Source organism: uncultured Bradyrhizobium sp., from assembly GCF_947648125.1.
Lineage (GTDB): Bacteria > Pseudomonadota > Alphaproteobacteria > Rhizobiales > Xanthobacteraceae > Bradyrhizobium.
In genome coordinates, this window is record NZ_CANSMR010000014.1 from 158,003 (window position 1) to 173,534 (window position 15,532).

The window sequence follows — 15,532 nt, forward strand, 5'->3', positions numbered from 1 at the left end:
GGTCATGTCCGACCTTCATGTGGATTTTCCGGGAGCTCGCGACTTTCCACAGCGCGCCGCAGGTGCCGAACTCGTGCTCATTGCTGGAGACACGTGCGAAGGCCTGGTTCGCGCAATCGAACGGACGCGGATTGCTTATCCGGATGTTGAGATTGTAGCCGTCGCGGGGAACCACGAGTTCTACGGCCACGCGTTCGGGGAAGAACTCAACGCTGGCCGCGAACGCGCGCGCCAACTCGGCGTGCATCTTCTCGAAAACGAGACCGTCAGATTCGGTCGTCTGCGGATCATCGGCGCCACCTTGTGGACGGACTACGCACTGCTCGCCGAATCGCTGCGCGGGGCCGCCATGCGGGACGCCTACGACACCATGCGTGACCACAAGCGAATAAAGTGGTCCCGTCGACCGTGGCGGAGATTTCGCCCCCAGGAAGCGCGACTGTTGCACTTGCAATCGCGAACCTACATCGAAGCCGAACTCTCCAACGTGTTTGACGGTACAACTATCGTATTGACACACATGGCTCCCACGATCGAAGCGATCGAGCCGCTTTTCCGCGACAGCACAATCTCAGCTGCATACGCTTCGAACCTGTTGGCCGTGATCGATCGACACCAGCCGCATTTCTGGATATCCGGCCATACGCACTACAGTATGGATCTACGTCGCGGTCGTACACGGCTGATATCGAATCCATGCGGATACGCCAACGAGAACCGGCTGTTCGACCCCCTGATGACGATCGAAGTCGGCCCCTGATCGAAGAACGACCGTAGGTCAGCCAAAGCTGCGTTTGACATATCGAGCGCCGATCGATCCATCCCATTCGACGCGAGCAAACAGCATGAGCCGCAAGATTACCGGTCCGAGCAAACGGAGCGCATCGAAAACCGTCGTCGTTGGGGCGGCATCGCCGCAGCAACCGCGAAGGCCCCCTCCGGAATCGGTCGCGGGGATGGGTCCGCTCGAGCTGGCGGCGTACAAGGTCGATTGGCGCGCCTCTTGGCGCTACCGCCGACACGCTGCTGAGGTGAGTGCCGCGCGCGACCACACGCTGCGCGTCAAGCAGCTGGAGATCGAAGCGCTGGTCGCGACCGACAGGGCCAGGCGCGCCGCGTGTCCGAAGGCCGAACGTCGAGCCGCCATCGCGCGCCTACGGCAGATAGGGAAGGCGATCGAGCAAAGTCAGGGAGCCGATCGACCTCGTTCCTTTCCGCCTACCGGTCCGGTCATCCCGGCAACGGTTTCCGCCCGCCTCCTGTTTGCGCGGCTGTTCGACTCACGGCCCAATTTGTGGGAGGCGATCCGATCAGCCGCGCCGGTTGTGATCATCGAGATTTCTGACCCCGAGTTTTACAATCCGGTAGTCTCAGCCTGGCAAGCCATTCTCTTTGCCGACCCCCGTCGTGTATTGAGGGTAGGTCACGATTCCATCGGTAAGCGCGCCGACTGCGACGCCGTGTGTATTGCGGTCGGAGAGCCACCGATTGCGAGGCACCGAGGCACCAACGAGACGGAGGCGCTTGCCGCTCTCTCGCTTGCGCTTCCGATGATCGCAATTTCGCCGGCCCCGGAGACTCACCTTCCTTCGGCCGTGCTAAGGGCAGCGCAGGAACGCTTGACGTTGCCGCGACTGGATCCAACGGCTGTCGCACGTGCCATTCGTATTGTGACTGGAAAGCGCTGCCGTGACCTTCTCGATGAAGCCACCGTCGCACGCGTCACGCCGAGCGACCTGATCATTGCCATCCGTTTTGACCGTACGCCCGCGGAATGCATGGCCGAGCTTCGTCGGCTTGCTGGCGACGAGGCCGCACGCAAGGGTGGGCGCGACATCTCGTTGGACGAACTTTACGGTATGGACGAAGCGGTCGCGTGGGCTCGCTCGACGATCTGCGATCTCGAAGCGTGGCGCCGCGGTGAAATTGCCTGGTCCGCTTTGGACAGCGGCGCCTGTCTGGTCGGCCCGCCAGGAACTGGAAAAACGTTGCTTGCACAGTGCTTTTCGCGGGCGGCCGGGCTTCCCATGATCGCTTGTTCGCTGGCCCAGTGGCAAAGCACAGACGAGGGGCACCTGGGACACTTGTTGAGAGCAATGAGAAGAGACTTCGACAGCGCTCGCAGTCGTACACCCTGTGTCATGTTCATCGACGAAATCGACTCTTTCGCCGATCGCAGCAAGGTTCGCCACAGTCATGCAGACTACGTCGTAGAGGTTGTAAATGGCTTTATCGCTCAACTTGACGGCGTGGCCGACCGCGAAGGGCTGATCTTCCTCGCCGCTTCGAACGACGTCAGCCGGTGCGACCCCGCCATTCTCCGCTCCGGCAGGCTCAATCGCATCATCCGTATTGGCCTTCCGAACGTCGAACAACTCGAACGCATGTTTCGCGTCAGACTCGGACAACAGCTCGGCGGCGAAGATCTCAGCGAGATCTGCCTGCTCGCTCTGGGATCGACAGGCGCTGACGTGGAGAGGATCACGAAGGACGCAGCCCGGTTCGCGCGTCATCAGAACAGGCAGATGCAGCTTGGCGATCTGCGCAGGGCACTCGTGGACGTCGAAGAGCGCGCTCCCCGCGAAGTTGCCCGCGCTGCCGGTCACGAGGCCGGACACATCCTGATGGAGATTTTGCTGTTCGGCGAACCGGAAAACCTGCACGCCAACGTCGCCACCTCGGACGGACGGGGCGGAGCGACGATGAGGACCAAGACGCCTCCGTTCGCTGGTACGTACGCGGATTACCATCACCGATTGCAGATCCTCCTCGCGGGTCGCACCGCCGAGGAAATGCTATTCGGCGACGCGTCGCACGGCGCGGGCGGACGACGCGGATCCGACTTGCAGCAGGCAACGGCGTTCGCCGCCGCGATGGTGGCCTCGCTGGGACTTGCCGGCCCGAGGCACCTTCTCTTCCTGGCGCCGGCCGAGGACACCGACGAACTGCTCGCCTATGCAGACGTGCGCGCGACGGCGCACTCCGAACTGGAGAAGGCGGCGCAGGCTTGCCGCGCGACATTGATGATGCACAACGCCGCTCTCGGCGAGATCTCAGCGAGCTTGTTGCTGACAGGACGGATCGATGGTGTGACCGCGGCCGCAATCATCGACGCCCATCGCGAAGCGATGGGAGCGTAAACGATGAAGAATGGGCGAACGAAATTCGCCGGGTCGCCGCCTGCCGATGAGGACCGGCGCACATGGCAATCTTGGCGGCTGCGTTGGCGTACTACTGGGGCCTCGCCGGACGATCTGCAAAAGCGCATGGGGGCAGAGAAGTGAGCCGAACGAAAGGCTCATCATCGGACACCGTGCCGAAATGCCCGCGCGTTGGCGCGCGGCCGAACCCCGAGGACTGGGGGATGGACGAGTTGCTGACGCTGCCGGAGGCTGCGGAACTTTGTTGGCCCGAAGGCCCATTGACCGTCACAAGCCTCAGGACGGCGGTACGTCACCGCCAACTCGCGGTCGCCGTGGTTGCTGGCAAATTTCTGACCACGAGACGACAACTCGCGAAAATGGCCTCCTGTCAAATCCTTGGAGCGGCCGAAACGCCTGAGATTGCTGCGAAAAATGGGCGCCTCCTCTCGACTGGTGAGGCCCGGACGCTTCTCGATTCAGAGCTGGAAAGGCTGCGCCCTCCCCGTAATCCACATCCCCGGTAGCCCAGCTCACATTGCTCAGGAGCCCGATCAATGAGATTGGACACGAGCAAGTTACGGTCACTCAGCAAGAGAAAGGAACCAACAGATGAAGATCCGTCCCGTTCGCGCAGCACGAGAACTCCGTGGTAGCGAGAATCCGCTGCTTGATTTCGCCTCGGCACTCAATCGGGGTACTGGCGATGGTGCCAGTGCATTCGATGGGCGTCTCGAATTGCGCGCGCCTCGTCGCTCGCAAAAGAGTCGGCGCCGCAAAAAGCTCGGCATCTACTACGTCGTGAGCCGCGAGGGTGCGGTGAGCACCGGCATCCGTGAGAATGAGCCCGACCGCGCGCAAAGGTATCTCGATGGCTACCGGGCACGTAGGCTGAATGAGACGCTCGGCCGCGTCCTGCCCGGCTCGCTCACGTTCGCCACGGTCATCGCGGACCACGTCGACAACGTGCGCCGGTCTGCAAAGACGCCAGGTCAGCGCCGGCGCGCGGCAGCCGTCGAATACCAGTCAGTGGTGCTGAACCGGTTCTTCGGAACCAAGACCCTTTCCGAATACCGGATGCAGATGTCGATCGACTTCAAGAATCAGTACATCGACGAACGCAATGCCTTCTACGATGCCAATCCCGATCGCCACCGAAAGGATCCCGAAAGCACGGCCACGCAGCTGTTGCGGCTGCTGAGGTACGCCATCCGTTCATATCCCGAACGTCACGGCTACTTCTGGGTATTGAACATTCACGTTCCAAAACCGGGCCCGAAAAAGCCGGCGCGCTGGCTGCGTCGGCAGGAGGTCGCTCGTCTCCTGCTCGCGTGCATGGGTTACAGGTGGGACCACGAACGCGGCGACTGGATGACGAAAGAGGTCATTCGCGCCGACGGCACCACCACCATAACCCGCAAGGTCGCGCCCGAGAATCGAATTATGGGCGAGTACCTCTCGCGCGTAATTCGCTTCATAACCAAAACAGGGACCAGGCACGATGTAATGCTCTCGATGGCATGGGGCAGCCGTATGAGATTGGCCTGCATCGTTGCAAACGCCGACGGAAGCGGCTGGATCCACCGCCGCGGACTCGCCGAGATTGACACCACGAAGGCCAGGCCATCGACCGAGATCGTTGACGACTTGAAGTGCCTCATCCGCGCCTGGGGCCGCCAGGATGGTTACATCCTGCCCGACGGCACCATTAGCAAGCAGCCCAAGCATAAGTATCTGATCCGTCCCCCGGGCGGTGGCAACTACAAAACCTACCTGAACGTTCAGTTCCGCAAGCTCTGCAACAACGCAGGTCTCTCTCGCGACGTCACCATCCATTCGCTGAAGCACACCGCTGTAAGCTGGGCCTATCAGCGCGGCGTTTCATTGGCAGCAGCGGAGCAAATGCTTGGCACCTCGGCTGAAACGCTCCTGGCTCATTACGTGCACTGGGGTCACGACAGCCGTATAAGCGCGAAGGACGAGTTCAACAACTACGCCTCGCGCCGGAAGCTGCGCGCCATTCATCACCATGACCCCGAGCCTGATGACCGCGTCCGGCCTTATGACCGTCCCTTCAAGGGTCGGACGCGGCGTAGGTAGCTTGGGCGCTCGCCACCATTAAAAGCGTCGCTTCATCCGGCTCTTGCCGGACGCGGCGACGCTTTTCGTCCGCTGCCTGCGCTTTCGCGCCCCCGCATCGCCTGAGAGCCCAATCCTTGTTTTCAAAACACGAGAGCCTTCCATTGTCTTCGCTGGCCGGAATTATCGCACCACATTTTGTTCGAACTGGTGTCCTCACACGAGAAGACCTGCTCGATCTCTTTGATCCCGCCATTTGGCGTAACCACTGCGCCACGGACGTCACCCCGCTCCGCGGACCCGCGCTCTGCGCTATGATCGCGTGCTGTGGAGCTTCGATGGCAGAGATCACCCGTATCAAATGCTCCCATTGGCTGAACGATCATAGAGACCAGGTCGAACTGAGTGGCGGTCACCACCGCGCCTCGCGCACGTCCCCTGTCATGGCGATCGCCAAGGTCGTCATCGATCGTTACCACAAGGCAGCGAAACGCCAGGCTGGCGTCGACCACCTGTTCGTTAGCCGAAACGGCCGCCCGATCGACGTCAATGGGATACTCCAACAGCTCAACTGGTTAGCGAGAAGTGGCGGCCTTCCCTGCAAAAGCCTCGGAATGGCGCTCCAACACGCATTCGAAGGTTGGGCCAAGGCCGGTGGCGAAGCTATGGAGCGCGCTCTTACCGGTTGCCTGCAGAGGTCTTGGATGGAGCCAGTCCCGCCGCTCGAGTTGCTTGATAAGCAGAGCTTTCTCGCGGAGGCTCATCCTTTAGGAAGGTTCGACCGTGAGATGCTCAAGTGGGTTGGCCCCGCGGCGCGTCTGCATCCTGATCCGCACTTTCCACGTCTGTCACGTGAGGCGAGGAGAGACCTCGAGCCCGCCTTGAATATCCCTGGGTCTTCGTATCCGCTCGAACTGCGAGAGGCGGTGAACTCGGCATTATCGTTAGGAAAACACCCCAACGATATTGCCACACATTACGGCATCAGCACCAAATACGTTCTTGACCTGCGCGACGGAAACGCTTCGCAGGCGTCTACCCTTCTCACTTTGCGGACAGTTTCGGTTCAGAAAATTCTTGCCGCCCGCCTGCGCGCGGCTCCGGGCTCGAAAGCAAGTGATTTGCAGGCTTGGATGCATGACGAGCACGGCGTTGCGTTGACCCGCGCGTCAATCAGCAAGTTTGCAAAGAAGAGAAACATCGATCTGCCGCCAACGCCCCGAGGCCGCCATCTGCGAAGATACGAACCCCTGCTCCGGGAAGAGTTAACCCGAAATCCAGATCAAGATACCCTTGCGCTCGCTACATGGCTTCGCCGCGAGCACGGCATCGTGGCCCGCGACTCCGCGATTTACCAGTTTCTGCGCAAGCGTGGCGTGCTTGGGCCGCGACAGCATTTACTCGTTGGACATGAAGAGGCGCTCGGAGAATTATTCAACCTTCGGCCTACGATTACCTACAAGGAAATCGTGGCATGGCTGCGTGTGGAGCGCGGTGTGTACGCCACCACCGAGGAGCTGATGAGGGCGATGAAGAAGGCGGGCATTCGCAGGCCGTCGTACCGACCTCGCCCACGCCGGAAGAAAAGACAAGCCCGACTCAGACCATCGGCGATCGCTCTTGTGCCGTTGCAGCGAGCTCAAGCAAGTTGATCCGCGCACCGCAAATAATGAATGAACGCATATGGGGCCACAAACCGACCACACGGCGACCCGCTTGACCTTGATCGGCTTCCCGTGCGCGGCGAACATTGCAGCCCTTAGCAAACCTTGGCCACGGGCTATGCCGGTCATCAGGATACGTCTTACGGCGCCTCGCAATAGTATGCGTTAGCTGCTTCGCGCCGCCTTCCGCGAGCCTTCATGGTGATGTCGAAGGGATGAAGGCGTGTATCGAGCGCGAACGCTTCTGAAGGTGCTGCTGGTACGCGTCTTTCGCCCTGGTCGGGCCGAAGATCAGATTCCAGCTGTGATTGGACAAAATACTTGGGGTCACGGCGAATTGGTGCTTGGCCAAGAGCGCATCTCCGAACGCCTGCTGGCCCGCGCCTGGGATTCCGGGCCGCAGCCAATTGGCGTTCGGAACGTCGACAGGGCGAACGATGTGAACGTCGGACACGTCGGCGATATGAAGCGCGGTGAGAACGTGCGCCATGGTGTCGAGCGCTTTGAAGGCCTTGTGAACCGCGACTTCGAGGATCGCGGTCGCTGGATCAAGAGCGCAATACACGACGCGAGCGCCTTTGCTGTTACACCTGGAATGCGCCTTTGCCACTGTTCCAGGTCGACGCAAAGCGCGCTTGGTCGAGGCGCCAAGCGATGAGCTTGCCGCCACCCAATGGCTCTACAGGAGGCGTCATGCATAGACGCCGTATGCGAGGCGTGTGAGGTATTGTTCAACCAGTTCAATGCCCGCCGGCGTGGCAAGAAGGTCGATCGGACGGCGCTGGTCGAAACCGATGGCCGGACGTTCGAGCCACTGCTCTGCCTCTTCCTGCGAGCCGAACACGTCCGTGGCCTTGGCCAGGATTTCGGCAAACTTCCAGGTCCGCCCACTTTGCTCCTGGCTGAGCGGCTTTTCCGGAGCATCCTTGCGTCGTTGAAAGGTGCGGAGGCTCATTCCGAAGGCTTTTTCTAGCGAGTCCGTTTGAATGAAGAGGAGGTGACTGACGAAGTGGGTCAGCGCGGAGCCAGGCAGGCCGTCCAGCAGTAGGTCGTGGGCGTCGAGGGTGCTTGTGATGCGGCGGGACAGGATCCGCGGCCCGCCGAGCAAATCGGCCACTTTCTGGAGATCATTGCTTGGCCCCTTTGGGGCCAGTTTCTCAGCAGTCATAGGTCGCCTCGCGATGAGTGTCGTATTATAAGCGTAATTTGTCGCAATCAATCAAGCGTACACTGGTCCGCGGGACCGACCACGGCGGACTGACCGGCCAGGCCATCACCGATCGGTTGCGCGTTGCCGACCGCGTCTCCGCCGCCCTCATCAAGTACAGGCACCTCAGATCGATCACCGTGGTCAACCCTATCAATCGGTGCCCGACCGTGGTGGTGCCTCTCCGGGAAGTCGAACGGTTCGAACGGGAGTTCGTGTCGCTGTTCGCCCTCGCCAAGCTGCGGGGGCGACATTTCATGGCGGTCAAGAAGGAGCTTCAGCACGCCGGCGTGAAGCCGGTGTTCAATCCGAGAAAGATCGGGGCGACGTTCTATCGGAGGGCGGGGGTCCTGAGAGCCGAATGCCTTAATGGGGATTAACCGCGGAACGCCTGGCGGTTAAAATGATCTCCAAGGCCCAAAAATCGGACTATATTGTAGGGTGTGAACAAGGACTGTCCGATGCATACGATCGAAATCAGCGACGATATCTACGAGAAGGCGAAGCGAACGGCCGCCCTCGATAGCATCGACGTGAAAACTCTCATCGAAGGTCTTGTCCGTCGTCACGCCGAGTATATCGAACTGTTCCAGGACGCGTCCCCCGATATGCCGCGCTTCAGCCTCGAGCACTACGAAATGGACCGTGTTCCTGGCGAGTCCGAGGAGGACTACCAGGAGCGTCTCAGGATGTTCACCACCCTATGACGGCTCCATTCGAGCCCGGAGATTTCGTCTGGACAAATTTTCCCTTCGAGGCTGATCCGAACCACCCGGGACCGGGTCGGCATGCCGCGCTCATCATGGCGACCTTTGGCACGCGGGAAGTTGCTCAAATCTCTGCCACGCCCGCTCCCAAGCGCGGCATTGTAGTCGCCGTTTATACCTCTTCGCAGGTTGGAAAATTTGGGACAAATCCGCCCATCGGCGTGATTCCGGTGCCTGTCGATCGGGCTCTGAAGAGCGGCAATCGCACCGCCTTCTTCATCGACGTGCGAAAGCGCGCGTTCATGCCACTCTCGACGGATTATTTCCCGGAGTTGGACAGGCCCGGCTTCGGAATTGTTGGTCGAGCGGACAAGGGCTTGTTCGCCGAAGCGCGCCGGCAATTCATCCTGGTGAATGAGCGGCACAAAGAGATGATCGTGAACCTCGGTCCTTATAGGCCATAGTCGTTAGACGGTTCAACTGCCACTTCGAACCGAGCTTTCGGACATGCCTTTGGGTCCAGAGGGCTCGCTACGGAGCAACCTGCGAATGGCTTCCGCCGATATTGTACGAGTATTCCTTGCAGCGTTGGGTCTGGCGATGGGGGCATGTGAGGCTTCAGCAGAATTCCTGCCGGGTACACCTTGCCCCGAAGGATTTACCTGCTTTTCTGCCGAACCACGCGACGGCGTGTGCCAGCACCCTGACGTGATCCTCGACAAGGAGATGAAGGTCACTCGCGTCGACGGCGATCAGTTCTCGCCAGAACGCGAACGCGCTTGCATCGCGCAAACGGTGGGATCAGTCGTTCGAAGCGACACCGGTCTTCATCTGAAGCTCGACAACGCCAAATCCAGATCCTTCAAGGACAAGGCTGACTGCGAACGAAGCCCGGACACCTGCGAACGCTTCTCGCTTTACGACTACTTCCCGAAAGGCAGGTTGTTCCTGGTTCACGATCAGGGTTATGAGAGCGACGCGTGGTTCATGGTCAGCCAGCGGGATGGCCGCAAGCAAAGGATTGTCGCGCCCCCGGGCTATTCGCCCCAAAAACGATGGTTGGCTTCGGTCTATGCGACTGAAGGACCTGATGATGCCAACAATGGCTTCGACATCCTGCCGGCGGACATGAACACGAATGAACCTGCCATCCATTACAGACCCACCGACTACGAACTTTGGGAATTTGTCCGCTGGGATGGAGAAGATCGTCTCTTGCTGAACGTGACGGTTCACGAAAATGGCAGTTCGGCGCTCGTCACTCGCCCCGCCGAAGCGAGTTTGATGAAGGGAAAATGGGTCCTCAATAAATCGTCGCCACGTTAATCCGGTTCGGCTTCAACGGCGGGATCTGCCGACAAGATGAGGGACGCACTTTACCCCCGCGAGAACTGTTCGGCTGTTGACGCGCCCTGACGTGCGTGTCCGATTTGAACGGCTTATACTAAGTGTAGGGGACCTGCTTTGCCCGTTGCCGCAGCCGGTCACGTTCTCGCAAAACGACTACCGTCTTGATCTCCGTAGCGAGAGCCTTGGCCGCATCAATCGCGGACGCGAAAGTGCGTGTCAGCTTCGACGCGATCGAGCAAGAACTGAGTGGCCCGGCTCCCGAAGACTCCACGCTCGCGGACAGTCAGCGCTCCGTGATTTAACAACACGCGGCCAGAGAGTGCTCGTCGAATTTGCCCTCGCCCTCGTAGCCCGTTAGTGGCATCGCGCCCGATACAAGCCGTTGCAATAACGATGAAATTTCCTTTTGTGACAGTTTTGTGACAGTCGAGATCTTGGTAGCCGAATGGCGTCGACACGAAGCCCGCTGGCATCGACACGAAGCCGAATGAGGCCGAATTAGACCCCTTTGGATCGGATTAGACGGAGGGAAAATCCAGCAAAATCAATGGTTTCGAACCTCGCGGAGTATCTAGCGAATACACGCGAGGTTAGGAAAAACAATGACTTATGAGCTATTTGGTGTGCATTTGGCGGGAGATCATTCGTGATCAAACCGCATCAAACGAATCCGCTTTTCGGCAACGACAGGGCCCTTGATCGGCTCACCGAGGGTCTCCGATCTGGTAATGGTCGCGGCAGGAGAAAGCGGCGAATGAGTCGAGCCTATCTCGGCGACCCATCGAAGGCAAACCGGCTGCATGCGGCTCGGAAAAAAGCTGGTTTCAAGTCCGGCCGCGCGGCCGCGCTCCACTTCGGATGGTCGGTTGCCACTTATCGCGCCCATGAGACAGCGACGCGTTATCTCCACGACGAGACGGCCAAGATCTATGCGTCTGCGTTCATGGTTAACACCGAATGGCTCCTCCGTGGGTTGGGCGCTGGCCCGGCCGTAGATCCAGTCCGCGCCACCCAATTCAAGAACAAGATCGAGCGCAAGGCCGAACTGGCAAAGAGCGATCCAGCTGCGTCGTCCGGCCGGCGGCTTCGGCTTGCGCGACGCCTGGCTGGCTTCCGCTCAACGACTGCCGCAGCCGCGACGACCGGGTTGATGCGCACCACCCTCAGTGCGCACGAGACCGGCCAAAACTCCCTCTCCGAAAAAATGGCGCTGCTGTACGCCGAGGCCTTCCGCGTCAGTGCGGATTGGTTAACAACAGGGAAACTACCTTCTGGCTACCCGTGGGATATCGAGCAGCAATTGCCGTCGATCATCGAGACATATGGCGAATTGGATAAAGACGCCATGGAGGCTCTAAGTCACCTTTTGCCCGCGACCAGCCTGCCGCCTGAAGAGGTTCGCAAGGTCAGCCCCCCGGTTCGGCCGAAAGCCGAAAAGGACATCAAGACGGATATGGTCCCTGAGATATCCGCCCGGCATCTATTCCGGGGCCTGGTATCCGGAGACTTGGCTGATGTGCCCCACGAGCACATGTGGTCGTTTCCGCATCGGTATGTGACGGAAGTCCTCGGTGGAAATCTGCCGACGACCGTAATTGTGGCGCTTGGGTCGCGAGTGAAAGAACTTCACCGCGGCGATCGCATCATTGTCGATATGTCTGCCCGAGTAGCCGTGGCAGGGGGAACTTTCGTTTTGGTCAATCAGCACGGAAACTTCGATCTGATCGAACCCAAAGAGGGCGAGGGTCTTGTTTCAGTCCCCCCGCAATCGGGGTGGAGGATCTTCGGAAAGAGGATCGGACGAGTCACGACGGGATGATGGGAGCGGGCGCAAGAAGTGGCGGTTCACAAAAGCTTTGGCGGCAACCGGCTCTTGGGTTAGGAGCCGCTCATTCGCGGCCCGCGCCAACGATCCCATCGGATTTGCCTGCCGGCACCCTCGATCTGCCCCGGCGGCTGGGTCTCTAATGCAGGAGATCGGCCAAGCGCGGCGATCGGGTCGTCGTCGATTCGTCTTATACTAACCTCGTGCGGCTCTGCTCGCTTTGCGCTGGAACGGATGAGGTTGCGATCCATCGTGGGGAGCCCTTGATTTGGAGTGCCATTGCTCATCGCATGACCGAAGTCGGTGATCCAGTCGCAAGGACTCGCCCACAGTGCGCTTTTCATTCTCCTGGCGCGATCCTCCTCGAGGAGCTCCCAAAAGGCTAGGACTCCCCCAAGCCCGCGAAGACCAGAAGCATCCCCTCGTCAAGCACGTCTAGACCTGGCGGCGGTGCGAAAGTATGCGATCGAATTTGCCCTCGCCCTCGTAGCCCGTTAGTGGCATCGCGCCCGATACAAGCCGTTGCAATAACGATGAAATTTCCTTTTGTGACAGTTTTGTGACAGTCGAGATCTTGGTAGCCGAATGGCGTCGACACGAAGCCCGCTGGCATCGACACGAAGCCGAATGAGGCCGAATTAGACCCCTTTGGATCGGATTAGACGGAGGGAAAATCCAGCAAAATCAATGGTTTCGAACCTCGCGGAGTATCTAGCGAATACACGCGAGGTTAGGAAAAACAATGACTTATGAGCTATTTGGTGTGCATTTGGCGGGAGATCATTCGTGATCAAACCGCATCAAACGAATCCGCTTTTCGGCAACGACAGGGCCCTTGATCGGCTCACCGAGGGTCTCCGATCTGGTAATGGTCGCGGCAGGAGAAAGCGGCGAATGAGTCGAGCCTATCTCGGCGACCCATCGAAGGCAAACCGGCTGCATGCGGCTCGGAAAAAAGCTGGTTTCAAGTCCGGCCGCGCGGCCGCGCTCCACTTCGGATGGTCGGTTGCCACTTATCGCGCCCATGAGACAGCGACGCGTTATCTCCACGACGAGACGGCCAAGATCTATGCGTCTGCGTTCATGGTTAACACCGAATGGCTCCTCCGTGGGTTGGGCGCTGGCCCGGCCGTAGATCCAGTCCGCGCCACCCAATTCAAGAACAAGATCGAGCGCAAGGCCGAACTGGCAAAGAGCGATCCAGCTGCGTCGTCCGGCCGGCGGCTTCGGCTTGCGCGACGCCTGGCTGGCTTCCGCTCAACGACTGCCGCAGCCGCGACGACCGGGTTGATGCGCACCACCCTCAGTGCGCACGAGACCGGCCAAAACTCCCTCTCCGAAAAAATGGCGCTGCTGTACGCCGAGGCCTTCCGCGTCAGTGCGGATTGGTTAACAACAGGGAAACTACCTTCTGGCTACCCGTGGGATATCGAGCAGCAATTGCCGTCGATCATCGAGACATATGGCGAATTGGATAAAGACGCCATGGAGGCTCTAAGTCACCTTTTGCCCGCGACCAGCCTGCCGCCTGAAGAGGTTCGCAAGGTCAGCCCCCCGGTTCGGCCGAAAGCCGAAAAGGACATCAAGACGGATATGGTCCCTGAGATATCCGCCCGGCATCTATTCCGGGGCCTGGTATCCGGAGACTTGGCTGATGTGCCCCACGAGCACATGTGGTCGTTTCCGCATCGGTATGTGACGGAAGTCCTCGGTGGAAATCTGCCGACGACCGTAATTGTGGCGCTTGGGTCGCGAGTGAAAGAACTTCACCGCGGCGATCGCATCATTGTCGATATGTCTGCCCGAGTAGCCGTGGCAGGGGGAACTTTCGTTTTGGTCAATCAGCACGGAAACTTCGATCTGATCGAACCCAAAGAGGGCGAGGGTCTTGTTTCAGTCCCCCCGCAATCGGGGTGGAGGATCTTCGGAAAGAGGATCGGACGAGTCACGACGGGATGATGGGAGCGGGCGCAAGAAGTGGCGGTTCACAAAAGCTTTGGCGGCAACCGGCTCTTGGGTTAGGAGCCGCTCATTCGCGGCCCGCGCCAACGATCCCATCGGATTTGCCTGCCGGCACCCTCGATCTGCCCCGGCGGCTGGGTCTCTAATGCAGGAGATCGGCCAAGCGCGGCGATCGGGTCGTCGTCGATTCGTCTTATACTAACCTCGTGCGGCTCTGCTCGCTTTGCGCTGGAACGGATGAGGTTGCGATCCATCGTGGGGAGCCCTTGATTTGGAGTGCCATTGCTCATCGCATGACCGAAGTCGGTGATCCAGTCGCAAGGACTCGCCCACAGTGCGCTTTTCATTCTCCTGGCGCGATCCTCCTCGAGGAGCTCCCAAAAGGCTAGGACTCCCCCAAGCCCGCGAAGACCAGAAGCATCCCCTCGTCAAGCACGTCTAGACCTGGCGGCGGTGCGAAAGTATGCGATCGCGCCCGCGGCCCACTCGAACGCCACGCCAACCTGCCAAGCAGGTTCACTTCGAGGATAAATAGCATCTAGCGCTGAGCTCAAGATCTTGCCTTTCGCTTGGATCGATACCCCTTCAAGTAAGCCGCGTCCGTTCAGCCCTTCGCACTGGTTGTAGAGCGCGACAAGAACGTGCGCGACTTTGGAGAGGCCACTGCATCGGGAAGCTAACTCGACTTAGCTTCCCGATGAGTCGGTTTTCCCCGCAGTTCCTCGACCATCTCTCGCTCAGTTGTTGACCCTTGCTGGCACAACTGCGCCAATGCCGGCGGATGGTTCGGACGTTGTGCTTCCGCACCGATGAGCACTGCTAGATTGGGAGAGTGAGTGATGTTGACCGAGAATCTGACGCCAGCAAATATCCAAGATTTTCTCAAACGATTGTTGGCTGCGATTGAGCTCGATCAGGTGAACGTCGACGCTCTGCCGTCAGAGAGCTTCTCGATTGACTACGACGAAAGCATGTGGCGCACGTTGCGGCAGGATCATTGCGCCTATATCGAGAAATTGCTCTCTACCGCCGATGCGATTCCGCCGGTCGTGCTCAAGCAGTTGACCGAAATTGCGACGGCTTATGAGCCCGCACATGTCGGAAGCATTTTGCAAGGTCTGTTCGCCGAGGTGGTCAGCGGCAGCTGCGCGGAAGACGTTGGAACGACGACGGCGTTCTTTAGCGCGCTGATCAAGGAGATGAGCGGACAGCGCGAAGGCGCCCCTCGCCAGAGAAGCGCTCAAGCGTCGATTTTACAGTGGCTATCCCCTACCGATCCTCTGCGGATTGCTCTAGATCCTGAAGTTCAATCTGAGCAGTCACAGGTCCGGCCGCTGGACATCGCACGTCTTCGCAGAGCCTAGGGCGGTTATCAGGTGCGGCTCTAGACCGCCGGATCTCTTAAGCTTCGCGTTCGAGCAGCGGCGACCCGCCCTCCCCTCTTACTGTAGGCGTCGTACTACCCGAAGAGTCGCCGGTTAAATAGTTACGACCCGCCGCAGGCATTTCTATGAAGGTCCCGGCCATGGGACGGCGCGTTCACCTGGCAGGACAATGGATGCTGGCCGACGCGCTATGTCGCGCGATGCGGGACGTTC

At 59.6% G+C, this 15,532-nt stretch carries 12 protein-coding genes and 1 pseudogene; 11 read left to right on the forward strand and 2 right to left on the reverse strand.

Going from position 1 to position 15,532, the window contains the following annotated elements; translation table 11 throughout:
• Positions 1-4 precede the first annotated feature (4 nt).
• From Q0030_RS23925 to Q0030_RS23940, 4 genes are all read left to right on the forward strand, one after another.
• Positions 5-760 (forward strand): metallophosphoesterase, encoded by a 756-nt coding sequence (locus tag Q0030_RS23925; protein WP_298372345.1) that lies wholly within the window; start codon positions 5-7, stop codon positions 758-760.
• A gap of 85 nt (positions 761-845) precedes the next feature.
• Positions 846-3,140 carry an AAA family ATPase gene (locus Q0030_RS23930; RefSeq protein WP_298372346.1) on the forward strand — a complete coding sequence of 765 codons (2,295 nt, stop codon included), beginning with the start codon at positions 846-848 and terminating at the stop codon, positions 3,138-3,140.
• A 612-nt stretch (positions 3,141-3,752) separates the two neighbouring features.
• A complete protein-coding gene (locus Q0030_RS23935) occupies positions 3,753-5,240 on the forward strand; it encodes a hypothetical protein (protein ID WP_298372349.1) in 1,488 nt (495 codons plus the stop codon).
• 317 nt (positions 5,241-5,557) lie between these two features.
• Complete coding sequence (locus tag Q0030_RS23940) at positions 5,558-6,871, forward strand: hypothetical protein (protein WP_298372351.1); 1,314 nt, start codon at positions 5,558-5,560, stop codon at positions 6,869-6,871.
• Between the two features lie 152 nt (positions 6,872-7,023).
• Here the strand turns inward: Q0030_RS23940 and Q0030_RS23945 are convergent.
• A pseudogene (locus tag Q0030_RS23945) lies at positions 7,024-7,578 on the reverse strand (RES domain-containing protein).
• On the reverse strand, positions 7,575-8,051 hold the full coding sequence (locus Q0030_RS23950) for an antitoxin Xre/MbcA/ParS toxin-binding domain-containing protein (RefSeq protein ID WP_298372354.1): 477 nt from the start codon (positions 8,049-8,051) through the stop codon (positions 7,575-7,577). The pseudogene Q0030_RS23945 and the gene Q0030_RS23950 overlap by 4 nt, the downstream one beginning before the upstream one ends.
• A 38-nt stretch (positions 8,052-8,089) precedes the next feature.
• Here Q0030_RS23950 and Q0030_RS23955 point away from each other — a divergent pair, with 38 nt between their 5' ends.
• The 7 genes from Q0030_RS23955 (at position 8,090) to Q0030_RS23985 (ending at position 15,298) form a co-directional block, all read left to right on the forward strand.
• Positions 8,090-8,470, forward strand: a complete 381-nt coding sequence (locus Q0030_RS23955; protein ID WP_298372357.1) for a hypothetical protein — start codon at positions 8,090-8,092, stop codon at positions 8,468-8,470.
• An 81-nt stretch (positions 8,471-8,551) separates the two neighbouring features.
• Positions 8,552-8,797, forward strand: a complete 246-nt coding sequence (locus Q0030_RS23960; RefSeq protein ID WP_298372360.1) for a hypothetical protein — start codon at positions 8,552-8,554, stop codon at positions 8,795-8,797.
• Positions 8,794-9,261 carry a hypothetical protein gene (locus Q0030_RS23965; protein ID WP_298372362.1) on the forward strand — a complete coding sequence of 156 codons (468 nt, stop codon included), beginning with the start codon at positions 8,794-8,796 and terminating at the stop codon, positions 9,259-9,261. Before Q0030_RS23960 ends, Q0030_RS23965 begins: the two co-directional genes overlap by 4 nt.
• Before the next feature lie 85 nt (positions 9,262-9,346).
• A complete protein-coding gene (locus Q0030_RS23970; protein ID WP_298372364.1) occupies positions 9,347-10,123 on the forward strand; it encodes a hypothetical protein in 777 nt (258 codons plus the stop codon).
• Positions 10,124-10,793: 670 nt separating this feature from the next.
• Positions 10,794-11,966: a helix-turn-helix transcriptional regulator gene (locus Q0030_RS23975; RefSeq protein ID WP_298372367.1), complete on the forward strand. Its 1,173-nt coding sequence runs from the start codon at positions 10,794-10,796 to the stop codon at positions 11,964-11,966.
• 792 nt (positions 11,967-12,758) lie between these two features.
• Positions 12,759-13,931 (forward strand): helix-turn-helix transcriptional regulator, encoded by a 1,173-nt coding sequence (locus tag Q0030_RS23980; RefSeq protein WP_298372367.1) that lies wholly within the window; start codon positions 12,759-12,761, stop codon positions 13,929-13,931.
• An 842-nt stretch (positions 13,932-14,773) separates the two neighbouring features.
• On the forward strand, positions 14,774-15,298 hold the full coding sequence (locus Q0030_RS23985) for a hypothetical protein (protein ID WP_298372370.1): 525 nt from the start codon (positions 14,774-14,776) through the stop codon (positions 15,296-15,298).
• The last annotated feature ends 234 nt before the right edge of the window (positions 15,299-15,532 follow it).

What these genes read in the sequence shown, in the direction of transcription:
- Q0030_RS23985 (WP_298372370.1), top strand. Translation starts at nt 14,774, where the DNA reads ATGTTGACCGAGAATCTGACGCCAGCAAATATCCAAGATTTTCTCAAA.
- Q0030_RS23965 (WP_298372362.1), top strand. Translation starts at nt 8,794, where the DNA reads ATGACGGCTCCATTCGAGCCCGGAGATTTCGTCTGGACAAATTTTCCC.
- Q0030_RS23935 (WP_298372349.1), top strand. Translation starts at nt 3,753, where the DNA reads ATGAAGATCCGTCCCGTTCGCGCAGCACGAGAACTCCGTGGTAGCGAG.
- Q0030_RS23930 (WP_298372346.1), top strand. Translation starts at nt 846, where the DNA reads ATGAGCCGCAAGATTACCGGTCCGAGCAAACGGAGCGCATCGAAAACC.
- Q0030_RS23970 (WP_298372364.1), top strand. Translation starts at nt 9,347, where the DNA reads ATGGCTTCCGCCGATATTGTACGAGTATTCCTTGCAGCGTTGGGTCTG.
- Q0030_RS23960 (WP_298372360.1), top strand. Translation starts at nt 8,552, where the DNA reads ATGCATACGATCGAAATCAGCGACGATATCTACGAGAAGGCGAAGCGA.
- Q0030_RS23940 (WP_298372351.1), top strand. Translation starts at nt 5,558, where the DNA reads ATGGCAGAGATCACCCGTATCAAATGCTCCCATTGGCTGAACGATCAT.
- Q0030_RS23925 (WP_298372345.1), top strand. Translation starts at nt 5, where the DNA reads ATGTCCGACCTTCATGTGGATTTTCCGGGAGCTCGCGACTTTCCACAG.
- Q0030_RS23950 (WP_298372354.1), bottom strand. Translation starts at nt 8,051, where the DNA reads ATGACTGCTGAGAAACTGGCCCCAAAGGGGCCAAGCAATGATCTCCAG.